The organism is Haloarcula sebkhae, from assembly GCF_014647415.1.
GTDB classification, from domain to species: Archaea; Halobacteriota; Halobacteria; order Halobacteriales; family Haloarculaceae; genus Haloarcula; species Haloarcula sebkhae.
In genome coordinates this window covers 72,045-97,631 of sequence record NZ_BMPD01000008.1, presented here as the reverse complement: position 1 = coordinate 97,631, position 25,587 = coordinate 72,045, and the positions used below count along the sequence as shown (strand labels likewise).

25 protein-coding genes are annotated in these 25,587 nt (G+C 64.1%); 12 read left to right on the top strand and 13 right to left on the bottom strand.

Annotated features, from left to right (window positions below):
- Positions 1–110: 110 nt before the first annotated feature.
- Together IEY38_RS18450 and IEY38_RS18445 are read right to left on the bottom strand one after the other, a co-directional pair.
- The gene (locus IEY38_RS18450; RefSeq protein WP_188980114.1) at positions 111–632 is read right to left on the bottom strand and encodes a fasciclin domain-containing protein; all 522 of its coding nucleotides are present in this window, start codon (positions 630–632) and stop codon (positions 111–113) included.
- Positions 633–706: 74 nt separating this feature from the next.
- Complete coding sequence (locus IEY38_RS18445; RefSeq protein ID WP_170096287.1) at positions 707–991, bottom strand: DUF357 domain-containing protein; 285 nt, start codon at positions 989–991, stop codon at positions 707–709.
- 101 nt (positions 992–1,092) lie between these two features.
- On the opposite strand from IEY38_RS18445, the gene IEY38_RS18440 reads away from it, so the two are divergent.
- Positions 1,093–2,142 (top strand): NAD(P)/FAD-dependent oxidoreductase, encoded by a 1,050-nt coding sequence (locus tag IEY38_RS18440; protein ID WP_188980112.1) that lies wholly within the window; start codon positions 1,093–1,095, stop codon positions 2,140–2,142.
- A gap of 61 nt (positions 2,143–2,203) precedes the next feature.
- On the top strand, positions 2,204–2,491 hold the full coding sequence (locus tag IEY38_RS18435; protein ID WP_004592488.1) for a DUF7545 family protein: 288 nt from the start codon (positions 2,204–2,206) through the stop codon (positions 2,489–2,491).
- Positions 2,492–2,507: 16 nt separating this feature from the next.
- Here IEY38_RS18435 and IEY38_RS18430 read toward each other — a convergent pair whose 3' ends face one another.
- Together IEY38_RS18430 and IEY38_RS18425 are read right to left on the bottom strand one after the other, a co-directional pair.
- On the bottom strand, positions 2,508–3,167 hold the full coding sequence (locus tag IEY38_RS18430; protein WP_188980110.1) for a 2,5-diamino-6-(ribosylamino)-4(3H)-pyrimidinone 5'-phosphate reductase: 660 nt from the start codon (positions 3,165–3,167) through the stop codon (positions 2,508–2,510).
- 44 nt (positions 3,168–3,211) lie between these two features.
- Complete coding sequence (locus tag IEY38_RS18425; protein WP_188980108.1) at positions 3,212–3,670, bottom strand: hypothetical protein; 459 nt, start codon at positions 3,668–3,670, stop codon at positions 3,212–3,214.
- 243 nt (positions 3,671–3,913) lie between these two features.
- On the opposite strand from IEY38_RS18425, the gene IEY38_RS18420 reads away from it, so the two are divergent.
- From IEY38_RS18420 to IEY38_RS18410, 3 genes are all read left to right on the top strand, one after another.
- Positions 3,914–5,194 (top strand): Single-stranded DNA binding protein, encoded by a 1,281-nt coding sequence (locus tag IEY38_RS18420; protein WP_188980106.1) that lies wholly within the window; start codon positions 3,914–3,916, stop codon positions 5,192–5,194.
- Positions 5,191–6,894: a hypothetical protein gene (locus IEY38_RS18415; RefSeq protein WP_188980104.1), complete on the top strand. Its 1,704-nt coding sequence runs from the start codon at positions 5,191–5,193 to the stop codon at positions 6,892–6,894. The genes IEY38_RS18420 and IEY38_RS18415 overlap by 4 nt, the downstream gene beginning before the upstream one ends.
- Positions 6,895–6,979: 85 nt before the next feature.
- Complete coding sequence (locus tag IEY38_RS18410) at positions 6,980–7,729, top strand: metallophosphoesterase (RefSeq protein ID WP_188980102.1); 750 nt, start codon at positions 6,980–6,982, stop codon at positions 7,727–7,729.
- Positions 7,730–7,748: 19 nt separating this feature from the next.
- On the opposite strand, the gene IEY38_RS18405 is transcribed toward IEY38_RS18410, so the two are convergent.
- Positions 7,749–8,597 carry a class 1 fructose-bisphosphatase gene (locus IEY38_RS18405; protein ID WP_188980100.1) on the bottom strand — a complete coding sequence of 283 codons (849 nt, stop codon included), beginning with the start codon at positions 8,595–8,597 and terminating at the stop codon, positions 7,749–7,751.
- A gap of 177 nt (positions 8,598–8,774) precedes the next feature.
- On the opposite strand from IEY38_RS18405, the gene IEY38_RS18400 reads away from it, so the two are divergent.
- Positions 8,775–11,609 (top strand): DEAD/DEAH box helicase, encoded by a 2,835-nt coding sequence (locus IEY38_RS18400; protein ID WP_188980097.1) that lies wholly within the window; start codon positions 8,775–8,777, stop codon positions 11,607–11,609.
- A gap of 46 nt (positions 11,610–11,655) precedes the next feature.
- Here the strand turns inward: IEY38_RS18400 and IEY38_RS18395 are convergent, their stop codons facing one another.
- Positions 11,656–12,393, bottom strand: a complete 738-nt coding sequence (locus tag IEY38_RS18395; RefSeq protein WP_188980095.1) for a sporulation protein — start codon at positions 12,391–12,393, stop codon at positions 11,656–11,658.
- Between the two features lie 168 nt (positions 12,394–12,561).
- Positions 12,562–13,698, bottom strand: a complete 1,137-nt coding sequence (locus tag IEY38_RS18390; protein ID WP_188980093.1) for a PAS domain-containing response regulator — start codon at positions 13,696–13,698, stop codon at positions 12,562–12,564.
- 201 nt (positions 13,699–13,899) lie between these two features.
- Here IEY38_RS18390 and IEY38_RS18385 point away from each other — a divergent pair, with 201 nt between their 5' ends.
- Both IEY38_RS18385 and IEY38_RS18380 read left to right on the top strand, forming a co-directional pair.
- The gene (locus tag IEY38_RS18385) at positions 13,900–14,508 is read left to right on the top strand and encodes a zinc ribbon domain-containing protein (protein ID WP_188980091.1); all 609 of its coding nucleotides are present in this window, start codon (positions 13,900–13,902) and stop codon (positions 14,506–14,508) included.
- 35 nt (positions 14,509–14,543) lie between these two features.
- Positions 14,544–16,301 carry a MutS-related protein gene (locus IEY38_RS18380; protein ID WP_188980089.1) on the top strand — a complete coding sequence of 586 codons (1,758 nt, stop codon included), beginning with the start codon at positions 14,544–14,546 and terminating at the stop codon, positions 16,299–16,301.
- 10 nt (positions 16,302–16,311) lie between these two features.
- Here the strand turns inward: IEY38_RS18380 and IEY38_RS18375 are convergent, their stop codons facing one another.
- From IEY38_RS18375 to IEY38_RS18350, 6 genes are all read right to left on the bottom strand, one after another.
- Complete coding sequence (locus IEY38_RS18375; RefSeq protein ID WP_188980087.1) at positions 16,312–16,776, bottom strand: SRPBCC family protein; 465 nt, start codon at positions 16,774–16,776, stop codon at positions 16,312–16,314.
- 274 nt (positions 16,777–17,050) lie between these two features.
- Positions 17,051–17,362: a hypothetical protein gene (locus tag IEY38_RS18370; RefSeq protein ID WP_188980085.1), complete on the bottom strand. Its 312-nt coding sequence runs from the start codon at positions 17,360–17,362 to the stop codon at positions 17,051–17,053.
- A gap of 355 nt (positions 17,363–17,717) precedes the next feature.
- Complete coding sequence (locus IEY38_RS18365) at positions 17,718–17,888, bottom strand: hypothetical protein (RefSeq protein WP_188980083.1); 171 nt, start codon at positions 17,886–17,888, stop codon at positions 17,718–17,720.
- Between the two features lie 130 nt (positions 17,889–18,018).
- Positions 18,019–20,400 (bottom strand): heavy metal translocating P-type ATPase, encoded by a 2,382-nt coding sequence (locus IEY38_RS18360; RefSeq protein WP_188980081.1) that lies wholly within the window; start codon positions 20,398–20,400, stop codon positions 18,019–18,021.
- Positions 20,397–21,170, bottom strand: a complete 774-nt coding sequence (locus IEY38_RS18355; RefSeq protein ID WP_188980078.1) for a sulfite exporter TauE/SafE family protein — start codon at positions 21,168–21,170, stop codon at positions 20,397–20,399. Before IEY38_RS18355 ends, IEY38_RS18360 begins: the two co-directional genes overlap by 4 nt.
- A 1-nt stretch (position 21,171) precedes the next feature.
- On the bottom strand, positions 21,172–21,348 hold the full coding sequence (locus IEY38_RS18350; RefSeq protein WP_170096305.1) for a hypothetical protein: 177 nt from the start codon (positions 21,346–21,348) through the stop codon (positions 21,172–21,174).
- A gap of 167 nt (positions 21,349–21,515) precedes the next feature.
- On the opposite strand from IEY38_RS18350, the gene IEY38_RS18345 reads away from it, so the two are divergent.
- Genes IEY38_RS18345 through IEY38_RS18330 form a run of 4 tightly spaced genes read left to right on the top strand, consistent with a single transcriptional unit; the run spans position 21,516 to position 25,582 of the window.
- Positions 21,516–22,745 carry a halocyanin domain-containing protein gene (locus IEY38_RS18345; RefSeq protein ID WP_188980076.1) on the top strand — a complete coding sequence of 410 codons (1,230 nt, stop codon included), beginning with the start codon at positions 21,516–21,518 and terminating at the stop codon, positions 22,743–22,745.
- A 4-nt stretch (positions 22,746–22,749) separates the two neighbouring features.
- The gene (locus IEY38_RS18340; protein ID WP_188980074.1) at positions 22,750–23,322 is read left to right on the top strand and encodes a cytochrome c oxidase subunit II; all 573 of its coding nucleotides are present in this window, start codon (positions 22,750–22,752) and stop codon (positions 23,320–23,322) included.
- The gene (locus IEY38_RS18335; protein ID WP_188980072.1) at positions 23,322–25,010 is read left to right on the top strand and encodes a b(o/a)3-type cytochrome-c oxidase subunit 1; all 1,689 of its coding nucleotides are present in this window, start codon (positions 23,322–23,324) and stop codon (positions 25,008–25,010) included. Before IEY38_RS18340 ends, IEY38_RS18335 begins: the two co-directional genes overlap by 1 nt.
- 23 nt (positions 25,011–25,033) lie before the next feature.
- A complete protein-coding gene (locus IEY38_RS18330; protein ID WP_188980070.1) occupies positions 25,034–25,582 on the top strand; it encodes a hypothetical protein in 549 nt (182 codons plus the stop codon).
- The last annotated feature ends 5 nt before the right edge of the window (positions 25,583–25,587 follow it).

Sequence of the window (25,587 nt, the reverse complement as noted above, 5' to 3'; positions counted from 1 at the left end):
CGGAAGTGATGGGGATCGGGTCGACCCGACCGAGCAAGGGGTAGGTAGACATCGGGAGAGAGCCGTTCCGGTCCACTGTCATGACCACGCAAACTGTACTGTGCGCTGGCCTATGGGAGCAAGACACCGGCGCCATCAACGTTGTCGCCGTTGATCGCGTGGATGTATCCATTCGAGGCCTCGATGTTCGTCTCGAAAATTTTGGCCTGGCCGCCATTGAGAACAGTCCCATCGACATATATTTTCGCTCCGTTCAGTGTCGGCACCTCGTCGGAAGTGGTGACCGACTCGGCGTCGCGACGACCTGGAGCAACGTGGTACGTAAGGATTTCATCGAGATCGTCTCGGTTCAACAGCTCCTCCTTGCTAATACCTAAGTCGCTCAGCAAGGTTTTGAACGCCGCATTGGTTGGCGCAAACACTGTCAGCTGTCTGTTTCCGTCGAGCGTCTCCACAAGATCTGCTTCATCCAGTGCCGCAACCAGAATCGTGAATCGGCCGTCATTCGAGGCAATGTCGGCAATCGTCTCACCGTCTCTCGGCGGCGCGGCACTCACGGTACCGACGCCACCGACTGCGATTGCTGTTCCGGCACCGATACTCCGTAGGACACCGCGTCTGGTCCGTTTCATGGAAACCCATGGGATTCGGAGGACTGTTGACACTTAGTCGGTTTCCGAACTGGGACCCAAATTAGACCATAGTTTCAGACCGTAAACAGATGCCCCTCGGTCGGCACGTCAAACAGGCCGATGCGTGCGCCCGCGTCCAGCCACGCGTGCCCGTACGAGAACGATGCCAGCGCGTTCACGAGGTCGTCGTCGTCCCTGAAGTGGCGACCGTCCGCCAGGTACGACGACGCCATCTCCTCACAGTCTAGGGCGGCGTCGTGCATCGGCGTCCCTTCGGGGGGCGCGACTGATGCCGCGTCAAGTGCCTCCGCAAGCAGTCCCTCGTAGCGATCGGTCTTCTCTTCGAGATCTGCGGCCATACCCCCAGCGAACGGTGGCAGCGGCCTAAGCGTGTCGTCCCGATGCGAGTTTGGCGCACGACAACACAAGCTAAATACGGCCTGGTAGTCTAACTTGGCTAATGACAGAATCGGTCGAACACCGACGACTCATCGTCGCTGGCACGGGCGCAGCGGGACTGACAGCAGCCATCTACGCCGCCAGAAGCAACAACGACCCACTCGTTCTGGAAGGCGACGAACCTGGTGGGCAGCTCACGCTGACCAGCGAGGTCGAGAACTTCCCCGGCTTCCCCGAGGGCCTCTCCGGTCCGGACCTCATCAACAATATGAAAGAGCAGGCCGAGCGCTTCGGGGCTGAACTCGAACACGGTATCGTCGACGACATCGACGACAGCGAGCGGCCGTTCCGCGTGGAACTGTCGAACGGTGACGTGTACACCTGCGATGCCTTCATCGCCGCCTCCGGAGCCAGCGCCCGCACGCTTGGCGTCCCCGGCGAGGACGAGCTGATGGGCTACGGCGTCTCGACGTGTGCGACCTGCGACGGCGCGTTCTTCCGCGGCGAGGACATGCTCGTCGTCGGCGGCGGCGATGCGGCCATGGAAGAGGCCCACTTCCTCACGAAGTTCGCCGACACCGTCTACATCGCACACCGCCGCGAGGAGTTCCGCGCAGAGGACTACTGGATCGACCGCGTCCAGCAGAAGGTCGACGAGGGTGAAATCGAGATCATGCGCAACACCGAACTGCTGGAAATGCACGGCTCCCCCGAGGACGGGGTCGACCACGTCACCCTCGCACGGAACGACGAGGGCCATCCCAGCGAGAAGCTCGACGACGAGGGGACCGAAACCTTCGATTTCGACGTCGGGGCAGTCTTCATCGCTATCGGCCACACGCCGAACACCGACTATCTCGAAGACACTGGTGTCGAACTGGACGATACCGGCTACATCCAGACCCACGGCGGCACCGGCGGCGACCAGACCGCCACCGACGTAGACGGTATCTTCGGTGCCGGCGACGTGGTCGACTACCACTACCAGCAGGCCGTTACCGCCGCCGGGATGGGCTGTAAAGCCGCCATCGACGCCGACGAGTACCTCGAATCACAGGCCGAGGCCGCCGCCGAGGCGGAGTCCGAAGCCGCTGCGGAAGCCGACGACTAGCGTCCCTGCTTTTCGTGCCCACATCCACAGACCCTTTAGGATAGCCCCCGGAATCGATGGCATGGCAACCGACACTGTCACGCTGACTATCGACGACGGCGAGGAGACCGACGAACTCACAGTCCCGAGCGAACTCGTGGATATCCTTCGCGAATCGCCGGACGAGACGGACCCACAGGTCGTCGGCGACATTGCGATGTTCGGCATGACCCAGCGGATTCACAGCGCGGTCCACCACGCACAGGGCGAGCCGGATGAGCAGATCGTCGCACTCGAAGAGGAGACCAGCGAACTGTTCGAGGAGCGCTTCGGACAGTCCTTCGCCGAGCTGACCGGCCACGACCACTAATTCTGCCGGCCAGTTCTCAGAACTGCCAGTGAAGCACTACGCCGTCGTCGACCCGCTCGACGCCGGCCAGCTCCGGCTCCGGGAAGTCCTCAATGAAGCCGTCGCCGTCGGCTAGCGTCGGCGCGTCCCGGCCGCCGATGACCTTCGGCCCGATGTAGACGAACAGTTCGTCGACCAGCGCCTCCTCCAGCAAGCCGAAGATGAGTTCACCGCCGCCTTCGACCATGAGCTGGTCGATCCCGTCACCTTCCAGCTTCGCGAGCGTCGTCGTCAGGTCCACCCGGTCCTGGCCGGCAGCGATGACGTACGCGCCGGCGTCTTCCATCTCCTCGATGAAGTCCGGCGGCGCGGCTTCGCTGACGAGGAGGTAGGTCTGAGCGCGGCCGTCAAGCACTGTGGCGTCCGGTGGCGTGCGGATACGGGAGTCGGCGATGACGCGTGCGGGGTTTTCCGGGTCACCGCGGTCAGCCCGGGCGGCGCGGCGATCGGCATCGTCGACAGTCAGTGAGGGATCGTCGGCGAGAATCGTCCCGACGCCGACCATCACCGCGTCGCTGTCGGCTCGAAGCTGGTCGACGCGGTCGAAGTCGTCCGGGCCGGAGATAGCGATCTGTTCGCGGCGGCGAGAAGAGAGCTTCCCGTCGACACTCATGGCGGCGTTGACGACGACGTGCATACTCGTTCGTGCTGGCGACACGTCAAACGGCTTTTGGGTTACAGTCAGGAGGATGTTGTTTCGGGACGCTTCGAGAGCTTCCGGACATCGAGTTTCTTTACCGTGCCGTCGGCGGTTTTCAGCTTCAGCACCGTCTTTTTCAGTACTAACTCCTCGACATCGAGCGTTGTTTCACTGGTCCAGCCCCGGAGTCTGACCATCCCTTCATCGTCGATTTCGAGGAACGTGCGGGGCTTACGCTGGGACCCCATCGTCCACTCCTCGTCGCCGACGGAGAGTTCCTGCCCGCCGCTTTTCGACCAGCGGAACACGCAGGCGAACTGCTCTCGGGGTTCGTCCGCACGGTCGTGGTCGACACGGGTCCACTGCTCGAAGTCGACGCCGAAATGAGCGGCCCACAGCTCCAGATACTCGAAATCAAACTTCTTTTTGCCGTCGTCGTTGCGCCCGCTCCGCCAGATGACGTGGGCCTCTGACGGCTTCGACCCGAACATACTGCCCATTGTCAGTCTCCCCCATGCCCGCGCCTGCTATCAGTGTCGATAACTTTCTGCCCGGTTAGCTTGACGTGGTCAGTAGCGGAACTTTCGGCCGCTTGAAACGCACTAACTCGGTCAGAGAGCATATTCTGAGAGATTACAGTATCATAAATAAGAATTTTGGGCGATTTCAAACAGGTATCGACAGCTGTATCCTACATGGCTGGCCGAAAACGCTTTTGAGTACTCCCGTCGAATCATCAGTCGATGTCTCTCGAAGACCATGCCGAGGAGCTCGCCTCCGACCTCGGTGTTGACAAAGAGGAGGTCACACGCGACCTGGAAAACCTCGTGAACTACTCCGTCCCGATGGACGAGGCCAAGCAAAGCCTCAGACGGAAGTACGGCGATGGCAGTTCGAGCGGCGACAGCACGCCGTCGAGCAAGGCCATCAACGAGGTTTCGACCGACGACTCGAACGTGACAGTCACCGCCGTAGTGCTCACGTCCGGTCGACGGTCCATTCAGTACAACGGGGAACAGCACGTCATCCGCGAGGGCGAACTCGCCGACGAGACGGGGAAGATATCCTACACGGCCTGGGACGGCTTCTCTGGCGACCTTCAGCCCGGCCAGACCGTCCGGCTCGGCAACGCCGGCGTCCGTGAGTGGGACGGCCAGCCGGAGCTCAATCTGGGCGACAGCACCGACCCAGAGGTCGTCGACGAGACGCTCGACATCGACTACGATGTCGGTGGTCGCGCCACGCTACAGGACCTCGCGCCGGGCGACCGCGGTATCACTGTCGAGGTGCAGGTGCTGGAATGCGAACAGAAAGTCATCGACGGCCGCGACGGCGAAACGACGATTCTCAGCGGCGTCGTTGGCGACGAGAGCGGCCGGCTCCCGTTCACTGACTGGGAGCCCCACGACGAAGTCGAGGAAGGGGCGTCCGTCCGCCTAGAAGAGACGTTCGTCCGTGAGTTCCGCGGCGCGCCGTCGGTAAACGTCTCGGAGTTCTCGACGGTGACCGCGCTGGACCGCACGGTCGATGTTACCGAAGACGCGCCACGGCTGTCAATCCGTGAGGCCGTCGACAGCGGCGGCCTGTTCGACGTTGAGCTGGCCGGTAACGTCATCGAAGTGCGGGACGGCTCCGGTCTCATCGAGCGCTGCCCGGAGTGTGGCCGCGTCATCCAGAACGGCCAGTGTCGCTCCCACGGCGCAGTCGACGGCGAGGACGACCTGCGGACGAAGGCCATCCTCGACGACGGGACCGACACCGTCACCGCAGTACTCGACGACGAACTCACCGCCCGCGTGTACGGCGGCGACCTCGACGACGCCCGCGAGCACGCCCGCGACGCGATGGATAAAGAGGTGGTCGCCGACCGAATCAGCGACAGTATTGTGGGCCGCGAGTACGTCGTCCGCGGGTCGCTGTCGGTCGACGAGTACGGCGCGAACCTCACTGCCTCGACCTTCGTCGAGGCCGAAGACGACCCGGCGACGCGTGCACAGACCCTTCTGCAGGAGGCAGACGTATGAGCGAATCCGGAGATAGCGGCCCCGGTCGCCGAGAGGTCGCACATCGGCTGTTCGCCGCAGAGTTCGACGATGCCGACTTCTCGTACTCCGAATCCGACGAGGAGCGCGCGCCGAACTACGTCGTTACGCCGACCGGCGCGCGGGTCAACCGCCTGTTCCTCGTCGGCGTTCTCACTGAACTCGAACAGGTCAACGACGACGTGTTGCGTGCTCGCGTCGTTGACCCGACCGGCCCGTTCGTCATCTACGCCGGCCAGTACCAGCCCGACGAACTGGCATTCCTCGAAGCCGCCGACCCACCGATGTTCGTCGCCGTCACGGGCAAGGCCCGCACCTTCCAGCCCGACGACAGCGATCGGGTGTTCACCTCGGTTCGACCCGAGAGTATCAGCGAAGTCGACGCGGACACGCGCGACCGCTGGGTCGTCCAGGCCACCGAGCAAACCGTCTCGCGGGTCGGCCAGATAGCCAGCGCGAAACAGACCGGTCTGGCCGGTGACGACCTCCGCCAGGCGCTGGTCGACCAAGGCGTCGACGAGAGCGCCGCGGCCGGCATCGCGCTCGCGCTGGACCACTACAGCACAACCGGCGACTACCTCGACGCGCTCCGAACAACGGCGCTCGACGCCGCTCGGGTCGTCGCTGGTGACACGGACGAAGCGGAAGGGCTGTCGCTGTCACCGGACGACGGGACCGACGACCCGATTCCGCTGCTTGCCTCCCTCAACCTCGATACTGATTCCACGCCGGAGACGACAGCGGACGAGGCAGGCACAGACACGACAGCTGACGAACCGGAGTCAGGAGCCAGCAAGCCGGAGACGGGAACGGCAGCTGACGAGCCGGTGGCTGAGACGACCGGGAGCGACACGGCAACGGAGGACGCTGCCACCGACGAGACGGCAGACGTTTCGGAGAGCTTAGCGTCGGCTACAGAACCCGAGCCCGTCGATAGTGAGCCCGAACCGTCGCCCACAGCCACGTCCGTGAGCGAACCGGAGCCGTCGTCTGGGACCGACGGCGTGGCGGGTGCCGAAACGACCGAAACCGACACTGACGGCACTGCCGACGAGCCAGAACCGGCCACGTCGACGGCCCCGGACAGCGACGCAGCGACGGCAGACGGGGACGAGGACCTCGGCGAGTTCGATCCGGAGTTTGAACTGGACGAGGACGAGCGCGAGGAGATCGAACAGGAGTACGGCACCGATTTCCAGACTGGTACGGAGGTCGACGAGCCCGGCGAGGCCGGTATCGAGACGCCGGACCCTGACGAGGAGATGTCCACCGAGGCGGACGCGGGCACGTCGGTAGACAGCGAGCCAGAGACGGAGCCCGCCTCCACGACAGAGTCGATTCCGGAGCCAGAACCCCAACCGGAAGAAGAGGCGGACACAGCGCCCACGTCCGAACCCGAAACAATCGGGTCCGAGACCGAAACAGCCTCAGAACCCACCTCCGAAAGCGACCAAGTAGACGACGGCGACACGGAGCCTGCCGAGGACGTGGATCTCGAAGACGCCGCGATGGAGGTCATGGACGAACTCGACGACGGCAACGGGGCCGACCGCGAAGAACTGCTGGCGGCGGTCGTCGACCGCTACGGGGCCGACGCCGACGCGGTGGACGACGCCATTCAGGACGCCCTGATGGGTGGTCGGTGTTACGAACCCGACGACGGCAAGCTCAAACCGATATAAGCGAACGACGACTCACAGCCGGTTCCGGGAGCGATCTGGAACTGAGCCGCGGTGCTTTTCTCGCCGGACGGCCAACACAGGGGCAATGCGTGTCGAACCGCTTCCCGGCGTTCCGGCGGCCACAGTCGATACTGACGGGGAGCGACTGCTGGCGGTCGCAGACTACCACGCCGGCATCGAGGCAGGGCTCAGATACGACGGGGTCGAACTTCAGTCGGCCGCCGAGGCCCGCCGGGAACGGTTGCTAACGTGTCTCGACCGAGCCCGTGCCGACCGGCTGGTGGTCGTCGGCGATCTGGGCCACGCTATCGGCGACCCGTTCGCGGACGAGCGCACGGAACTCGATACGCTGTTTGAGGCTGTCGACGTGCCCGTGACGCTGGTGAAAGGGAACCACGACGGCGGGCTGGAGCCGGTTCTATCCGACCTCGATACTGAGATTGAGGTAACACCGGGACACGGAACCCGTATCGGTTCGGTCGGGTTCGCTCACGGCCACACGTGGCCTGCGCCGGACGTGCTCGAAGCAGACGTTCTCTGTGTCGGCCACGAGCACCCGGTCGTCCGGCTAGAGGACAGCGTTGGCGGGGCCCAGAAGGAGCGGGCCTGGCTCCGCGGCTCGCTGGTGAGCGAGCCCTTTTCAGAACAGTTCGACCAACCAATCGAGAACGTACCGGATATCGTCGTCTTTCCGGCATTCAATGACCGCTCCGGGGGGACGTGGGTCAACGTCGACGGGCAGGAATTCCTCGCACCGTTCCTGCCCGAGGGAATGGCGGATGCCGAGGCGTTCCTGCTCGATGGCACGCGGTTAGGGGCCTATCAGCAGGTCTGAGCCGGCCGACTGTACCCGTTTATCCTTCTGAAAGCGTCGCTTCGAGTTCATCGACCAGTTCAGCGTTACCGAGGAACGTCGGTGTCCGGTCGTGGATGCCGTCCGGTTCAACGTCGAGTAAGGACTGCGAGCCGTCGCTGGAGGCCCCGCCGGCTGCCTCAACGAGGTACGCAAGCGGCGCTGATTCGAAGTGGACCCGGAGCTTCCCGTTTGGATACCCCGTCGTCGCCGGATACCCGAACAGCCCGCCGTACTCGAGCACCTGCGCCAGATCGGCGACAGTCGCCCCACCGTAGCGGAGCTTCAGGTCCCGCTCGAAGGACTGCGCGATGTCGTTGAACTCATCGGTGCGCTCGCCGGTCTTGCCTGCGAGGCCGACGACTGTGGCCTCCGCCGGCAGTTCGAACTGGCCCCAGCGCTCGCTATGTCCGTCCCGGAGGAGGTGCTCTTGGACGACATCGCGGTCGGACCGGGCGATGGTCAGCGTCGTGTACGGGCCGTACAGCACCATTAATGAGGCGACCATTTCCCGGCCTGCCGCGGGGAGTTCGGCGTCGTAGACCCCGATTATCGTCCCCACGGAGTTGTTCGAGGCGAGGTTCGAGGAGCCATCGAGCGGGTCGATGGCGATGCTGTAGCCCTCACCGCAGTCGACCACGTCGCTGCGCTCCTCGCTCGCGTACGCGCCGATACCATCGATGTACGCGAGTGCGTCGAAAAACAGGTCGTCGGCCCACACGTCGCCACCGACCTGTTGCTCCCCGCTGGGGTTCTCGCCGGCCGACCTGTTAGCGTAGTTCGCCAGGTTCCCGCTGACGTAATGCGCCGTATCCTTCACCGCTCGTTCGATCTCGTCGAGCGTGTTCACAGGCCATCACCAGCCGAAAGGCCATACGAGTTCGTCATACTCTCACATGTCTCCGGGCAACGACATAAGGCTGTACCCGTCGCTCCCCCGCAACGCCCGCAGTGCCCTGGTTACCGACGGCGTACGAGAGGGGGTGACACAACGTGTTTAACCCGGTGTAGTCGCTAGAGAGGGGCGATGACTGACGGGGTCGCTCGCGGCGATGACGCCTTCACTGCGCTCGGGCCGGCCGTCCGCAGTGCGCTCTCAGAGCGCGGCTTCACGACGCCGACCGACCCACAACGAAAGGCGATTCCGACCCTGGCTGCCGGGCGGGACGCACTGGTGGTTGCCCCGACCGGAACCGGAAAAACCGAGACAGCGATGTTGCCGGTTTTCGATGCATTGGCCGAGTCTGAGGACCGTTTTGGCATCGGCGCGCTGTACATCACGCCGCTCCGGGCGCTGAACCGGGATATGCGCCAGCGTCTCGACTGGTGGGGCGAGACGCTCGGCCTCGAAGTGGATGTTCGCCACGGCGATACGACGGACTACCAGCGCCAGAAGCAGGCCAACGATCCGCCGGACGTACTCGTGACCACACCCGAAACGCTACAGGCGATGCTCACCGGGTCGAAGCTCCGGACAGCGCTGGAAGATGTCGAGCATATCGTCATCGACGAGGTCCACGAACTCGCCGCGGCCAAGCGGGGCGCGCAGTTGACCGTCGGGCTGGAACGCCTCCGGGAACTGTCCGGCCGGTTCCAGCGAATCGGACTCTCGGCGACCGTCGGCGACCCACACGAGGTCGGTCGGTTTCTCACCGGCGGCCGGACGTGCGCCATCGTCGAAGTGGACATCGGCAGTCGGCTGGACATCGAGGTGGTTCGGCCTCAGATCACCGACCGCGACGAGAAACTGTCGAGTACGCTCGTCACCGACGCTGGGACAGCCAGCCACGTCCGGTACATTGCAGACCTCATCGACGAACACGAATCCGTCCTGCTGTTTGTCAACACCCGACAAACTGCCGAAGCGCTTGGCTCGCGGTTCAAGGAACTCGGGACCGACCTCGGTGTCCACCACGGCTCGCTGTCGAAGGAGGCCCGCATCGACGTGGAGGACCGCTTCAAGGCCGGTGACCTCGACGCCTTGCTGTGTACCTCGTCGATGGAGTTGGGTATCGACGTGGGCCACGTCGACCACGTCGTCCAGTACGGCAGCCCCAGGCAGGTGTCCCGCCTCGTCCAGCGGGTCGGCCGTGCCGGCCACCGCCGGGACCTCGTTTCCTCGGGCACGGTTGTCACCACCGACACCGACGACACATTGGAGGCGCTGGCGATTGCGAGACAGGCCGAGGCCGGCGATGTCGAACCGGCGGAAATCCACGACGGCAGCCTCGACACCGTTGCCAACCAGATCGCCGGGCTTGTGATGGATACCGGCGAGGTACGGGCGCTGCGGGCTTTCGAGATACTGACCCGCGCGTACCCGTTCCGGGACCTAGATGAAGCACAGTTCAAGCAGGTCATCGAGGAACTCGCGGCGAACAACGTCATCTGGCTCGACGAGGACCGGGACACCCTGGAGAAGCGCCGCGGCACCTGGCAGTACTTCTATCAGAACCTCTCGATGATTCCCGACGAGGCCACCTACGACGTGGAGGACGTGGCCTCGGGCCAGCAGGTCGGGACCCTCGATGAGAAGTTCGTCGTCAACTTCGCCACGCCCGGCGAGGTGTTCGTCCAGCGCGGGGAGATGTGGCGCATCACGAACATCGACGAGGAAGAGGAAGTCGTCACCGTCTCACCCATCGAAGACCCCGCCGGGGAGGTGCCTTCGTGGGTCGGGCAGGAGATTCCGGTTCCAAGGGCCGTCGCCGCCGAGGTCGGCGAACTCCGCCGTGTGGCTGGCCGGCAGCTACAGGAGGGGGCCAACACCGATGCCGTCGCCAGGGACGTGGCGACGCGCTACGCCGCCGGCCCGGAGACCGTCGCCGATGGCCTCTCACAGGTCGAAAAACACGAAGGGCCGATTCCGGATGATACCACCATTCTGGTGGAGTTCCACGGCCGGGAGGTCATCGTCAACGCCTGCTACGGCCACAAAATCAACGAGACGCTGGGCCGGGTCCTCTCGGCACTGCTCGGCCAGCGAGCGGGCGAATCAGTCGCCATGGATGTTGACCCCTACCGGATTACACTGGAGGTCCCGCGGCGAATCACCGCCGGCGACGTCATTGATGTCATTGAAGACACCGACCCCGACCACCTCCCGGCGCTGATCGAACTCAGCTTGAAAAACGCTGACGCGCTGAAGTTCAAACTGGCACAGGTGGCGACAAAGTTCGGGTCACTCAAGCGCTGGCGCGGTCGCGGATCGACGGACTTCGGCCGTGACCGCCTGCTCGCCGCCCTCGAAGACACGCCGATGTACGACGAAGCCCTGCGCGAGGTGCGCCACGAGGACCTCGCCATTGCGGCAACGGCCGACCTCCTCCGAGACATTCAGAGCGGGGACGTGGCACTCGAAACAGTGGGGGAGCACACACCCATCGGGACTGGCGGGACCTCCTCCGGGCGGGAACTCCTCTCGCCCGAAAACGCCGACGCGAGCGTCATCAAGACCGTCAAGGAGCGCATCCAGAGTGACCGTGTCATCCTCATGTGCTTACACTGCAAAGAGTGGGACCGAAAACAGCAGGTCAAGCGCGTGCGCGACCAGCCGTCGTGTCCACAGTGTGGGTCTACTCGCATCGCCGCGCTGAATCCCTGGGCCGAGGAGGTCGTCTCGGCCGTCCGGACCGACGACAAGGACGACGAACAGGAGAAGATGACCGAACGGGCCTACCGCTCGGCCTCGCTGGTCCAGAGCCACGGGAAGCGAGCAGTAGTCGCGCTGGCGGCTCGCGGTGTCGGGCCGCACAATGCCGCTCGCATCATCAACCGCCTGCGGGAGGATGAAGACGAGTTCTACCGAGACATCCTCCGGCAGGAACGGGAGTACGCACGGACGCAGTCGTTCTGGGGTTGAGGACAGGAGCGGACTGGGGCTTGGCACAGGAGTGCATGGCGACAGACTAGCTCAATTCCCGAATCGCGTCCACGAGTCGTGGCTCGATAGCGTCAGAGTCAGGAGCGTCTATCGTGAGTTGCGTGTGTCGCTCGTCGGCATCGGTCATCTCCGAGAGTAGTCCGGCGCTGCGGTCGACCTCGATGTACACCGTAAGCTGGTCGTCGTCGAACACTGGGATAATCTCGACCTCGTCGACCTGACCGGAGAACTCGCCGCGCTGAGGCCGGAACTCGAACTCCTGCACAAAGCTCGCCGAAGTAGTGAATAGGCTCCCGGCTGTCGCCTCGCAGGCCGAGGCGTGGCGCGAGAAGCCGAGCGAATCGAGCGCGTCGAACACCGCCTGCGTTCGGTGTGTCGGTTCGACCTCGATGTAATCCTCGTCGCCAGGGTCGACCGCCATCGAGATATCGAGGCCGGTCTCGATTTCGACGGCCGTCGAGCGTGTGGTTACTGGCGTCTCCCGGGGAATGTCGATGGTAGTCTCGAAACGCCGGTTTTCGCCCGTTTCGATAGTGAACGGCTCGGTGAGTTGCCACTGGTCGATGATAGCGTCCTTGTACCCCTCGTCGGACTTGTATTCAGTTTCCAGCGCGAAGTAGATCGCGTCGATATCCTGATCCGTCGATCCGCCCTCAACGTGGACTTCGGCCCGAACGGACTCACCGGCTCTGACGGAGTCTGTCGGCAGCACCGTGTCCACTGTCGCAGACCCGATACCGATTCTGGAGAGCACGTCTTTCATTGGTATTGTGCAATTCAACCGTCATATAGTATAAAGTCCAGGGAGCTACAGGGCGAACAAATCATCTGCAGGAGGACACAGACAGTTCTGCGGTTGGTGACCGATCAGCACAGCCCAGTACACGAGATCGGTCATAGTCACCGGCGACGACAACAGATGTACACGCGATCAAGAATCAGGGGAATCCTGACCAACGATGACCAGCCCTGCAGTGTTGTTATTCAGGTCAGTCAAAGAGTGAGCGCGGAACTCGTAGGACTGTCGTTGACCACTGTCAAGGCGAAGGCTGGCCGTGACAGTCGTTCGGCCAGTGCGAAGTGCGTCGTCAACCGCGTCAGTAATCGTCTCCCGTTCGTCGTCGGGAAACAGGTCGGTGATCGGCGTTCCGAGGGCTGTGTCTTCGGTGCGTCCGGTAAGCTCGAGTGCGCGGCGGTTACAGTGCTTGAGGTGGCCATCGATATCGGTAACGAACAGTGGGTTATCGAGCGTATCGAGCGCCTGTTGAATAACAGCACGTTCTTCGCGTAACTCCTGCTCACGGGCGTACCGTTCGGTGATGTCGGTAAACGCGACGACGAGTTGCTCGACCTCACCGTCTCTGATTATCGGCGTGGTGTTGGCTTCATGAACGACCTCCCCAACTGGATGGTTAAGTGTCACCGTGTAAGTGATTGTTTCGCGCATGGCGACGCATTTCCGGTACGCGCCGGCGACCGCTCTGGCGTTCTCGTATCCGAATGCCTCCTGTGGGGTCTTACCGATAAGTTCCGACTCTGCAAGTCCCGTAAACTCCAGTACCCGTGAGTTACACCGCCGGAAACGAAACCCGTCTTGTTCGACATCGACAAGCAAGAGTCCGTTCCGTGTGTTCTCGAAAACGGCGGCATACTCCTCTTTGGTCTCGCGTAGCTGTTTTTCTGAGTGATAGCGAGTGACGGCGTTGTTGATACGGTTGGCCAGTAGTTCGTACTGCTGGGTCCCGGATTGTTTCTGTAAGTAGTCTGTTGCGCCGGCAGAGATAGCATCGCTTGCGATCTCTTCGCTTCCTCGGCCAGTAAACAGGATGAACGGGAGTTTGGAGTGTTCCGCCCGGACGGCCTCTAAAAACTCAAGGCCATCTATTCCGGGCATCTCAAAGTCGGACACAATGCAGTCAGGTGAGAGATCATCGAGCAACTGCAGCCCTTCTGTGGCGGTTGCGGCAGTCTCCACGTTGAACCGACTGTCCTTGCGTTCGAGTAGGTCGGCAGTCAGGCTAGCAAGCCCCTTGTCGTCATCAACGTGTAGAATGTCAACGCCCCCCATATGTCATGGTGGGCCTGTACGGGATTATTTCTTTCTATCACTCAGGTCACACTCAGTAGTCGGAACCCCACTGCAGCGACAGTGCATTTGGCCGCATGGGTCGTGCTGCGCTGTGGTGCAGTATCAACTCCTTTGAGGGCGATATTCTCCCCATATGATATTATCCGGGTCACTCAAACCGTTCGGTGTGTAAAAGGGGATATGGCCGAGTGGCGTGACGCGTCTGACCCTGCCTGCCCGGAGTGTGGCGAGCCGCTGGAGCCCACAGCAATGGCCTGTCCACACTGTGACGCGTCGCTCCTCACCGACGAACAGGCAGAAATGCTTGACGAGCGCCTGACCGAAACGCTGGAATCGATGGATTCCGGTGCGCCGACGTGGGCAGTCGCGCTTACTGGCCTCTCGCTCGGTATCGCCATTGCGCCGCTCGTGCTGTATGCCGTCGTCATCCTCGTCGGCGACCTCTCGGTTCCCGTGGCCGTCGGCGTCCTGCTGGCCGGCTGGCTCGGCCCAGCCGCGTATCTCTCGCGGCTCCGGAACCCCAGCGAGGTTCTGGCCCGCGGGCTGTACCTCGTCGTCGCCGGCGTGGCAGTCGTCGTACTCGTCGTCGGCTACGAAGTCCTCCTGTCAGATGGTCCATCAGTCGTCTCCGAGCAGACCGCGCTTGTGTCGCTCGGCCTAGCGATTCCGGCGGCACTTGGGGCACTCATCGCACGTCGTGCCGCCCGGCGGGCTGACCGGCAGGCCCGCGGGGAGCCGGGGCCGCTGCACGAGCGGTTCGGTATCGACGACGACGAGCCCGACAACTGAAAACGCCTAAGCGGGCCGCCGTTCTCCACCCGTCCATGCGACTGGAGGAGTACTGGGGCATCGGCCCGAAGACGTCCGAACTGCTCGCCGAGGAGCTGGGCGTCGAGCGGGCCATTGAGGCCATCGAGTCGGCGGATACACGAGCGCTAACTACGGCTGGCCTCTCCCGGGGGCGAGCGACGCGTATCCTCCGGCGGGCGACCGGCGCCGAGTCGATGGACCTGCTCGCCACCAGAGACACCCGCGACGTGTACAAGGAACTGCTCGACCTCGCCGAGGAGTACGCGGTCACGGCGGATGCGGCGGACAGCATCCGGGTGCTGACGCCGCTGCCGAGCCGCGAGGCGATAGACGAGCGGCTGGACGACGTACTCGAAGCGCGGGACACGTGGGCCGACCTCTCCGACGCGGACCAGCGGGCCGTCCTCGGTGCGTTCGACGCGTACGACGCGGACGGCGGCGAACTGGCCGCAGTCGACGTGGCGCTCGCTCTCCGCGACACCGGCATCGAGAGCGGCGTGTTCGAACCGCTGGCGGCCATCGACGGGGAATCACTGTCGGCTGGCCGGGCAGCACTTGCTGGCCTCGCAGGCGACGGTGACGCTGTCGGTGAAGGGGCCGACGACGAGCTCGACCGTCTGCGCGATCAACTCGGGCAAATCGAGGACCTCGCGGCGGCATCGATGGAGGTTGTCGAAGCTGTGCAGGAGGGCGCACGGCGACCCGACGAGTTTCAGGACGCGCTCGTCCGGCACGTCACGAGCAAGACCGGCATCGACGCCGCACGAATCCGCGACGCGATGCCCCGTGAGGCCACCGACGCCCGTGACTTCGTCGACGTGGCGCTCCGGGAGCTCCGGACCACACTCCGAAGCGACGTGCAAGAGCGCGAGCGGGCGGTTGCCGACCGGCTGGAAGACGACCTCGCCGATGCGCGTGCGGACATTGACGCCGCAGTCAAGGCGGTGGACGACATCGCGTTCTCCGTCTCACTCGCCCGATTTGCTATCGCATTCGATTTGACGCGCCCCACCTTCGTCGAGGATCGCAAGACAATCGCAGTCAAACGCGCGCGGAACCTCACCATCGCCGACATAGAGAGCGTCCAGCCGATCACCTACGCTATCGGCGACCACACGCTGGACCTGGACCGGGCGAACCAGCCACCCAGCGGCGACCGAGTGGCTGTCCTGACCGGCGCGAACTCCGGCGGGAAGACGACCCTGCTGGAGACGCTGTGCCAGGTGCAACTGCTGGCCCAGATGGGGCTGCCGGTCCCCGCCGAGGCCGCAGAGGTTGGCATCGTCGACACCATCGTATTCCACCGGCGGCACGCGTCGTTCAACGCCGGCGTCCTCGAATCGACGCTGCGCTCGGTCGTGCCGCCGCTGACCGAGAGTGACCGGACTCTGATGCTCGTCGACGAGTTCGAGGCCATCACCGAGCCCGGCTCCGCCGCCGACCTGCTGCACGGGCTCGTGACACTGACCGTCGACCGCGACGCGCTTGGCGTGTTCGTCACCCACCTCGCAGACGATCTTGAACCGCTGCCCACGGAGGCTCGCGTCGACGGCATCTTCGCTGAAGGGCTGAATCAGGACCTCGACTTGGAGGTCGACTATCAGCCCCGCTTTGGCACCGTCGGGAAATCCACGCCGGAGTTCATCGTCTCCCGACTGGTCGCAAACGCCGCCGACCCCGTCGAGCGCAGCGGGTTCGAGACGCTCGCTACAGCCGTCGGCGAGGAAGCGGTCCAGCGGACGCTCTCGGACGCGCTCTGGACCGACGAGTAGCGCAGCGCAGTTACGACAGCGACCTGGCGACGACTTGCTCCGCCTCTTCGATTGCCTCGACGACGTTGGCCAGAAGCTGTCGGACCTCTCGGCGGTTGTACCATCTGATAACCGGCGCGAGAAGGAACTCTGGGAGCGGCCCTGGAACTTCGTAGTCGGCGGCGTAGGTGAGCCGCGTGCCGCCATCCTCGGGTTCGAACCGCCAAGCGATCCGCCCCGTCAGGTCGCCGTCCATGTCGTAGACGATTCGCTCGGGCGGCTCGTACGTCGATGCTCGGACCTCGCCGGTAAAAGTGAGTCCGAACATCCTGTACTCGTAGGCGGCGCGGTTGCCGCTGTTCGGCAGGCGTTCGATACGCTCGGCACGGGACAGACTCGGCGTGACGGCCGCCTGGTTCGACGGCTCATCCATGAACGCGAACACCGTCTCGACTGGCGCATCGAGCCAGCGGTCGTCGGACGTATGGACGGTCATACGTACCGCTTCGCGCTACAGTATCTTACAGGCTCGGCTCGCAGTGACGGTAAACAGGGCAGAAACGATTGTGGCCGGTCCCAGCAGCTACAGCCGCCGGGTGCGGCGTGACTGTGCTCTGCTCTTCGAGTTGCGTCGTCGTCTGTCGATGACAGTGGCAAGGTATAGTCGATGCATGGATGTGGACTTCCCGGCAGGAGTTGAACCTGCGCCGGGCGGAGGCCCGTATCTGTTTGGGATATTCGGGAAGACAGGGGGGAGTGGAGGGCTGCGCTTACGCGTCACCGGTCACGTCAACGCGGTTGACCGCCATCACGCCGAATCCGTCTTGCAGGAGTTCGCCGCGGTCGTCCGCGGTGTTCCGGTCGTCGTCGGCCTGCAGCGTGAGCGACACGTCGGCGTCGACCCGGATGTCGGTCCAGGTGGGCCGCACGCTGGTCACGCGGTCGACGGCCACGTCTTCGACGCCGTCGACGGCCGCGAGGACGTCGGCGACACCGGCTTCGAGGGTCTCGGACCCGCCACGCGGAACGCGTAGTGATAGGTCGGCCGATACCTCGGTCGGGGGAGTCGCCTGCAGCGACATAACACCGACGGCCGGAGTCGAACCGGGCCGCGAGGGCACTCACCAGTCGAGTCGCGTCGGTCGGGGACTGCGCGGGTGGCGGGCACGTACGTCCGGCCGGGAGCGGCCGGTCGAGGATTCCCACACCGGGACGATGGGGAACCCGAGGGCTGGACAGCGTGATAGCGACACGGTACGGTACAGGCTCAGGGGCGAGCGCCGACACGCCGACAGACCATACTGTGCGGTGCAGGCCTCTCAGACGGAGCGGCCGAGCGGGGGGTAGAGCCCCGCCGCTCGACAGTGAGCCAAATCGAATCCCCGCCGCAGTGCGGCGTCCGTGAGTGGGACGCCGGTCCCACGGCGGCGAATCAGTCTATGGTGCCACGGATGGAATCTTCACCGAGCAGGTGTCCGCGGCGGCCCGTTCCCCGATAAGGGGTGCATACTCGACCGTAGCGTCGAGGCTACGTTCGATGGCCGACCGCCCGCTGTACAGCCAGCGAGCGAACGACGTTGGCGCGGGAACGGGAATTACGTAGGTCATGGGTCACAACGTCCGTGAAAGCGACGTAAATACGACCAGAACCGGTGATATATTAAATCTGTTTCAGACGTGATACCAAATGACAACCACACCGACCGTTACTGACGCGCTCTCAACCGACAGCACGGCGTCAGTCGGCTGCTGCCGGTTGCTGTGGCGTGGTCGGACTCTCCGCACCGGCATCGCTGTGTGAGGCTGTCCCCGCCAGCGTCCGCGTGGAGTTCCCAACGACGAGCAGGCTGCTGGCCGTCATCGCCAGGGCCGCAAACAGCGGGTTCAGGACGCCGAACAGCGCGAGCGGGAGCGCCACGGCGTTGTAACAGAACGCCCACGCGAGGTTCTGGCGGACCCGGGTACGGGTTGCGGCCGTCACCGAAAACATGTCGGGGACTGCCCGCAGGTCGTCGGTCGTTACGACCGCATCAGCTGCATCGGCGGCCAGTGACGTGCCCGAGGCCATGGCGATGCCTACGTTGGCGGCCGCCAGTGCCGGGGCATCGTTGCTCCCGTCACCGATCATCGCGACGGTCCCGCGGGACTGCAGTCGCTCGACGACTTCGGCTTTCGCCTCGGGCGGTACCCCAGCGAACACCTCGTCGACGCCGTCGTGGCGCTCGAACGGGGTGGCGGCTTCGGGGCGGTCGCCAGTAATGACAACTACGTCGCGGTCACGAGCGAGCGTCGAGACGACTGACTCCCAGTGCGAGCGGAGCCTGTCGCCCGCGACGAGCACGTCCCGCGCTTTGCCGTTCCATCCGATAAGCGCCGGAACGCGCCCGTTCTCGGTCGCGCGTTCACACCGGTTTCGGAGATCGGTGGGCACGTCGAACCCGATGTCGTCGAACAGGGCTTGCGTCCCGACAGCGACGTGTTCTCCGTCGACTGTCGCACTGACGCCCTGCCCCGGGTGTTGCTCGAACCCGGAGACGGCCGCGTCCGGGACCGGGACGGCGTCTGTGACGGCCTCGGCGACGGGGTGGTCAGCGAACTGCTCGACCGCGGCTGCCCGGGACATCACCCCCTCGTCGGCGCGCTCCAGTAGTTCCATCTCACCGGTCGTCAGCGTACCCGTCTTATCGAAGGCGACTACGTCTGCATCGGTCGCCGTCTCGAACACCGCGTCGCCGGTGACGACAGTTCCACCGTCGAGTGCCCGGCGGATGCCGGCCGCGGTCGCGAGCGGCGTCGCCAGTCCGAGCGCGCAGGGACAGGAGACCACGAGCACCGCCAGCCCGGTCAGCATCGCGTCCGTGGGTGTCGCTCCGGCGACGAGGTGCCCACCGGTGGCGAGCACAGCCAGAACGAGCACCAGTGGGACGAAGACGGCGGCGATGCGGTCGACCAGTCGCTGGACGCCGCCGCGCGTACTCTGGACCTCCCACAGCAGGTTCGTCAGCCGGTCGACGGTACTCTCGGCGTCCGGTCCGACACGCACGACGACGCCGCCCTGCGTCACCAGCGACCCACCGATGACCTCGTCTCCGTCGGTCTTCCGGACGGCCAGCGACTCACCGGTGACGAGCGACTCGTCGACGGCCGCGGTCCCCTCAAGCACGGTCCCGTCGACAGGGATGCGCTCGCCGGAGCGGACGACGACCTCGTCGCCGGCCGACAGCGACCCCACGTCGACCTCCTCGTGTCCCCCATCGGTGCGCCGTCGGGCGCTATCGGCCCGCTGTGTGGTGAACTCCGTGAGGCGGTCCAGCGCGCGTCGGCGGACCCGGTCCTGATAGTAGTCGCCGACTGAGACAGCCATGACGATGACCGTCGCCACGTCGAAGTACACCTCTGTATGTCCCAGAATGACAGCGACGACGCTGTAGAGGAAGGCTGTCACAGCAGCCATCGCGACGAGTAAGTCCATGTTCGGCCGCCCAGCGCGGAGGCTGACGTAGGCCCCGCGAAGCAACGGCCACCCGGTGTACCCGACCACGACGCCGGTCATCACGGCCATGTTCCACAGCAGATAATCCCCCGCCTGCCCCGAGGGGTCGAACAGTAACAGGGACTGATCCACGCCGAGGTAGGCCGGGTAGAGAAAGAGGATGTACCACAGCATCGTCATCATCCCAAAGAAGCCGCCGACGATGAGACGCCCTTCGAGTTCGTACTCGTCGTCGGTTTCCGTGGCCTGCAGGCTGGCGTCGTAACCGGTGCCGGCCACGGCCTCCGTGAGGTCCGACTCCGAGAGCGCGTCGGCGTCGTAGGTGAGTTTCATCGTCCCCGTCGGGTAGCTGGCGGCCGCGGCGGTGACGCCGTCGTGGTCTGTGGCCCGCGCTTCGAGGAACGTCTCGCAGGTCGCACAGTGCATCCCATCGACAGAAAGGAAGGCCGTCTCCCCGTCGGCGTCGTCCGGGTCGAGGCCAGTGTCGGCGGCGTCGCGGCTCTCCGTCGCTGGATCGTCGAGCGTCCGTGCGACTTCCAGACAGCCACGACAACAGAACGTCCCCTCGACTGCGTCGTCGGTGACCGGCGCATCGGCCGGTAGATCACAGAGCGTACAGTGAGTCATGTCCAGGGCATCGGCAGTGGTGGTTTCGGGATGGCGATACCGAACGCCGCCAGGCCGTTCGACAGCGGGACGAGCGCGAGCGCGATGAAGACGACACCGAGTGCACGGTGCAACGTCGCGCGATGGCCCGGCGACAGCGTGCCGAAGGCGGTCCCGTAGGCGAACACCAGCGGAAACGTCCCGAGGCCGAGCGCGGCCAGCGAGAGCCCGCCGGTGAGCGCGGAGCCGGTCGCAAACGCGTAGAGGAACGCCGGGTAGAGCAGCGGGCAGGGAAGCAAACCGTGCATCGCGCCCAGTGCGACCATCCCCGGGCCGTCGACCCACCGGTCGACCCTTGCGACGAGCGACGCCGAAAGGCGCTGGAACAGGTTCCCCACCAGCGGGAGCGACCGGGCCACGTCAACGGCGCGGCCGCGGGAGAGATACCCCAGTCCGACGGTGATGATAGCAAGGCCGACGAAAACCCCGACAGCTCCCCGGACAGCAGTTCCGAGACGTGCCAGGCCAGCCACATCGTACAGTACACTGCCAGCAGCGCCAAGTACGGTCCCGACGAGCGCGTAGCTCAGCGTCCGTCCAGCGTTGAACAGCGCGTGCTGACGTATTTCGTGGCCAGACACCGGCCCGCCGTCGTCAAGTCTATCGGCGTAGGTGGTGACTAACGGCCCGCACATCCCGAGACAGTGAACGCTCCCGACCAGCCCAAGCCCGACGAACGCCGCGAGGCCGGCCGTTTCACCGGAGCTTAGCCCCGCCGTCCCGAACGGCATATCAGACGGGACGCGACTCTGTTGGTTTGGTCATCAGGAACAAACTGCTGGCGATGATGACGACGCTGACGAGCGAGAGCGCGACGATGGTGCGGCCGGTTCCCTGCATGTAGTACGCGACCGGCGCGAGCCCGAGCAGCGCCAGCAACGTTACGAGCCGAGGGCTTGACGCAGACATACCTGACCGTACGTTAGAGGGGTTATAAAAAGAAACGGGTCGTTCCTGCCGGCTGAAAACACCAACAGGGGTTTTTTTAGGTAATCTGCTATTCTCCCAGATATGGTACGGCACGAAGCTAGAAGCAGTCAGCTGCCAGATTCGCACGACGCGGTGGGGGTGCGACGATGGCGCTGAGTCGGCGACAGTTCGTCGGTGCCGCAGCCGGGACAGCGGCGCTGGCCGCGACTGGCACGGCGACAGCACAGGAGGAACCGGACTATGGCGGCTGGTTCGATGATGTTTCGAACTACGATGGGACCGCCGACAAGCGAGGCCAGGACACTGTGACAATCACCGTCGGCGCGCAGGGCAACAACGGCGCGTTCGCCTTCGACCCGCCCGCGGTGATGGTCAGTCCGGGCACAGAGGTCGTCTGGGAATGGAGCGGCGAAGGCGGCGGCCACAACGTCGTTTCGGACGGCGACGGGCCGCTTGACTCCGGAAGCCCGGTCAGCGAGGCCGGAACGACCTACAGCCACACCTTCGAGTCTGAGGGGATGTTCAAATACGTCTGCGTCCCCCACAAATCGCTCGGTATGAAGGGCGCCGTCGTCGTTCGGCCCGGTGGCTCCGGTGACGGCGGCTCCGGCGGGCAACAGCAGCAAGGCCCACCCGAGAATCCGGATTACGGCGGCTGGTTCGACGACGTCTCGAACTACGATGGAACGACCGTCGACAGAACCGACGCCGACAGCGTCGAGATATCGGTCGGCGCACAGGGCAACAATGGCGCGTTCGCCTTCGACCCGCCAGCGGTCCGGGTGACGCCCGGCACTGAAGTAACCTGGACCTGGACCGGTGAAGGCGGCGGCCACAACGTCGTCTCTGACGGCGATGGCCCGCTTGACTCAGGTGGTGCGGTCAGCGAGGCTGGAACGACCTACAGCCACACCTTCGAAGAGATGGGCGTGTACAAGTACGCCTGTGTCCCCCACAAATCGCTTGGCATGAAGGGGGCCGTCGTTGTCGGTGGCCCGCTCGGTGGCAGCGGTGGCGGCAGTGGGGGCGGAAGCGAACAGGAGGGTAGCGGTATCGAACTCTCCGGCCCGCAGTGGCTCCTCTCAGGCTCGATCCTGCTTGCGTTCTTCTCGCCGCTGTTGTTCGCAGTTGCGATGCGACGCCGTCAGAACGGGCGGCCGCCACAGACGGGTGAAGGTGGCGAGCTACAGCGGGCGACCGGCCCGGAACCGGTTGAAGAGGCCGCGGAAACTGAACCGGCCGTCGAGTTGGGCCACGACGAGTACGACCCGAAGGGAACGGCGGCACTGGTCGCCTTCTACTTCGTGTTGATCGGCCTGCTGTGGGTGTTCATGTACTTCGTCGAGTTCCTCGGCCGCGTCTCGATAATCGGGTGATATCATGCAGGTTCATAGATTCGAAAAAGTCTGGCTCGGTGCAGCGATACTGCTCATCGTCGGATTCATCGCGACCATCGCCTACGGCTCGGTCGGCGTCGGCGTCGGGATGGTTGACGATTCGGGCGGACAAATAAGCGCGCAAGAAGTACAGAACGGGAACACTGGCACCCATTTCGACGACCCCGGTGTGGTCAAGACTGGCGATGATAAGTACACCGTGTACGTCGTCGCCCGGCAGTTCCAGTTCGTTCCAGGGAGCGGAGACAATCCGGTCCAAGTGCCCGCAGGTGCCAACGTAACGTTCAGGGTGACCAGTGCAGACGTGGTGCACGGCTTCTCTGTGGTCGAAACAAACATCAACACGATGGTCATCCCGGGTCAGGTCTCAGAAGTCTCAGCACGGTTTAACGAACCCGGCACCTACGGGCTTATCTGTCACGAATACTGCGGGGCGGCCCATCACACGATGGGTGGCTCCGTCGAAGTCGTCCCGCCGGAGGAGTACGATATGCAGCAAGAGAACATCGACCAGTCAGCAGATGATGCACAGGCTCAGGAGGAGGCGGATCAGTAATGGTGTTCGTCGATTCCTATCCGAAAACGTCGAAAATCGTCCGTAGCGAGTTCATTGTGGCATTCGTCGCCCTTGGAATCGGTGCGTTATTTGGCGTCATTCAGGCGCTCCATCGAACCGGCGTGTTCCGCGGATTCATCAGTTCTGCGGACTACTACACGATTCTGACGGGCCACGGCGTCTTGCTGGCGCTCGTGTTTACCACGTTCTTCATCTCGGGACTGTTCACGTGGGCCGTCGCCAACAGCCTCGAACGAGAGTTGCCACACCGTATCGCCTGGTCGGGCTTCTGGATAATGCTTACAGGAACAGTGCTTGCGGCCGTGTCCATCATCGGCGGTCTCGTCGGTGCGCCGTCGATTCTGGGTCACGATCTTAAAGCGGACGTGCTGTTCACTTTCTACGCCCCGTTGAAGGCACATCCGGCATTTTACATCGGTGCGGCGCTCATCATCGTCGGTTCGTGGATCGCCGGCCTCGCGTACTTCAAGGCGCTGTGGGAGTGGCGCTCTGAGAACCCGGATGAACGCATTCCGCTGCAGACGTTCATGGTCCTGACGACGATGCTGATGTGGTATGTCTCCACCATCGGCGTCGCCGTCGAGGTCGTCGCCTTCCTCATCCCGTGGTCGCTCGGACTCATCCAGAACGTCGACCCGCTGCTGACGCGGACACTGTTCTGGTACTTCGGTCACCCGGTCGTGTACTTCTGGCTCATGCCGGCGTACCTCGTCTGGTACACGATTCTGCCGAAACTGGCTGGCGGCCGGCTGTTCAGTGACCCGCTGGCCCGCGTGGTCTTCGTCGCCTTCCTGCTGCTCTCGACCCCGGTCGGCTTCCACCACCAGTACACCGACCCCGGTATTCCATCGGGCTACAAGTTCATCGCGATGACGAACACGATGTTCTTGCTGTTGCCCTCGCTGTTGACCGCCTTCACCGTGGTTGCCTCGGTCGAACACGGGGCTCGCCAGCGAGGTGCGAAGGGCTACCTCTCCTGGCTTCGGAACCTACCGTGGGGCAAGCCGGCCTTCGCTGGCTGTATGCTCGCCGGCCTGATGTTCGCAGCAGGAGGGTTCTCCGGCATGATCAACGCCGGGATGAACATCAACTACCTCATCCACAACACCATCTGGGTGCCCGGCCACTTCCACCTCACTGTCGGGACTGCGTTCGCGCTGACGGCGATGGCTATCAGCTACTGGCTGGTCCCGCAGATCACCGGGAAGAAACTCCGACAGCGCAGCATCGCTACGCTCCAGCCGTACGTCTGGTTCGTGGGCATGGCGTTGATGTCGAACGCCATGCACCGGGCCGGCCTCGCCGGCATTCCGCGACGGACTGCCGAACCGACGTATGACGAGTTCGCGTTCGAGGGAGTCGCCGGAACAGTCGGCGAAATGCGAATCCAGATCGCCATCGGCGGCTTCCTGCTGTTCGTCGGCGCCGCGATGTTCCTCATCGTCATGACTGACACCCTGCTCGCTCGCCGCGGTGGGACGCTGTCGGTCAACAGCAACATCCCAGAACCGCTGTCCGGCGCGGACCACAGCCCGCGTATTCTGGACAACTACAAGCTCTGGACGGCAATTGCCCTGCTGCTCATCGTCATCGCCTACGGGCCACCACTCGCCAGCATGGTCGCTGATGGACTGTTCGCGCCCGGTAGCCCGCCGATCCCGGTCTAACACCACTTCACTACTCTCTCATCATGTTCGACGACGTCGACGGTCCGGAGCAGAAAACGCTGCTACGACTACTCATCATCGTCGGAATCGGCTTGCCGATCCTCATCGAGGTCGTTACCTTCGGGAGTATGATGGGGCATCACTTAACCGGAGACACCGGGGGAGAGGCGGTCCCCGGAACGCCGACTGCGGAGCCGGCCGGTGCCGGCGTCGGCGACCCGATTCTGAAATCCGCCAACGTCTCAGCCCGCATCGACGCGGCGTCTGTCGTCACGGCTGACGATGGGTGGCGGTTCACGCTCGCGGTGAACGTGACGAACACTGGGTCAGACCCCACAGCAGTTCGTCTCGACAGCGTTACCACCCGCAGCGGAGAGGCAGTTGCGGACACCGCAAGCACTGGACAGCTACCAGTGGGAGACACTGACGACGTGACCAAGTCGTGGCTCCTCCCGCCCGGTGAGCGCCCGGACACCGTCGCTGTAACGGTGTTCGTGTACCCGGACGGGGAATCAGTACAGTCGACACAGTACACCGTCGCACTCGGCGACATCCCCGTTTCGAACCGCTGACCACC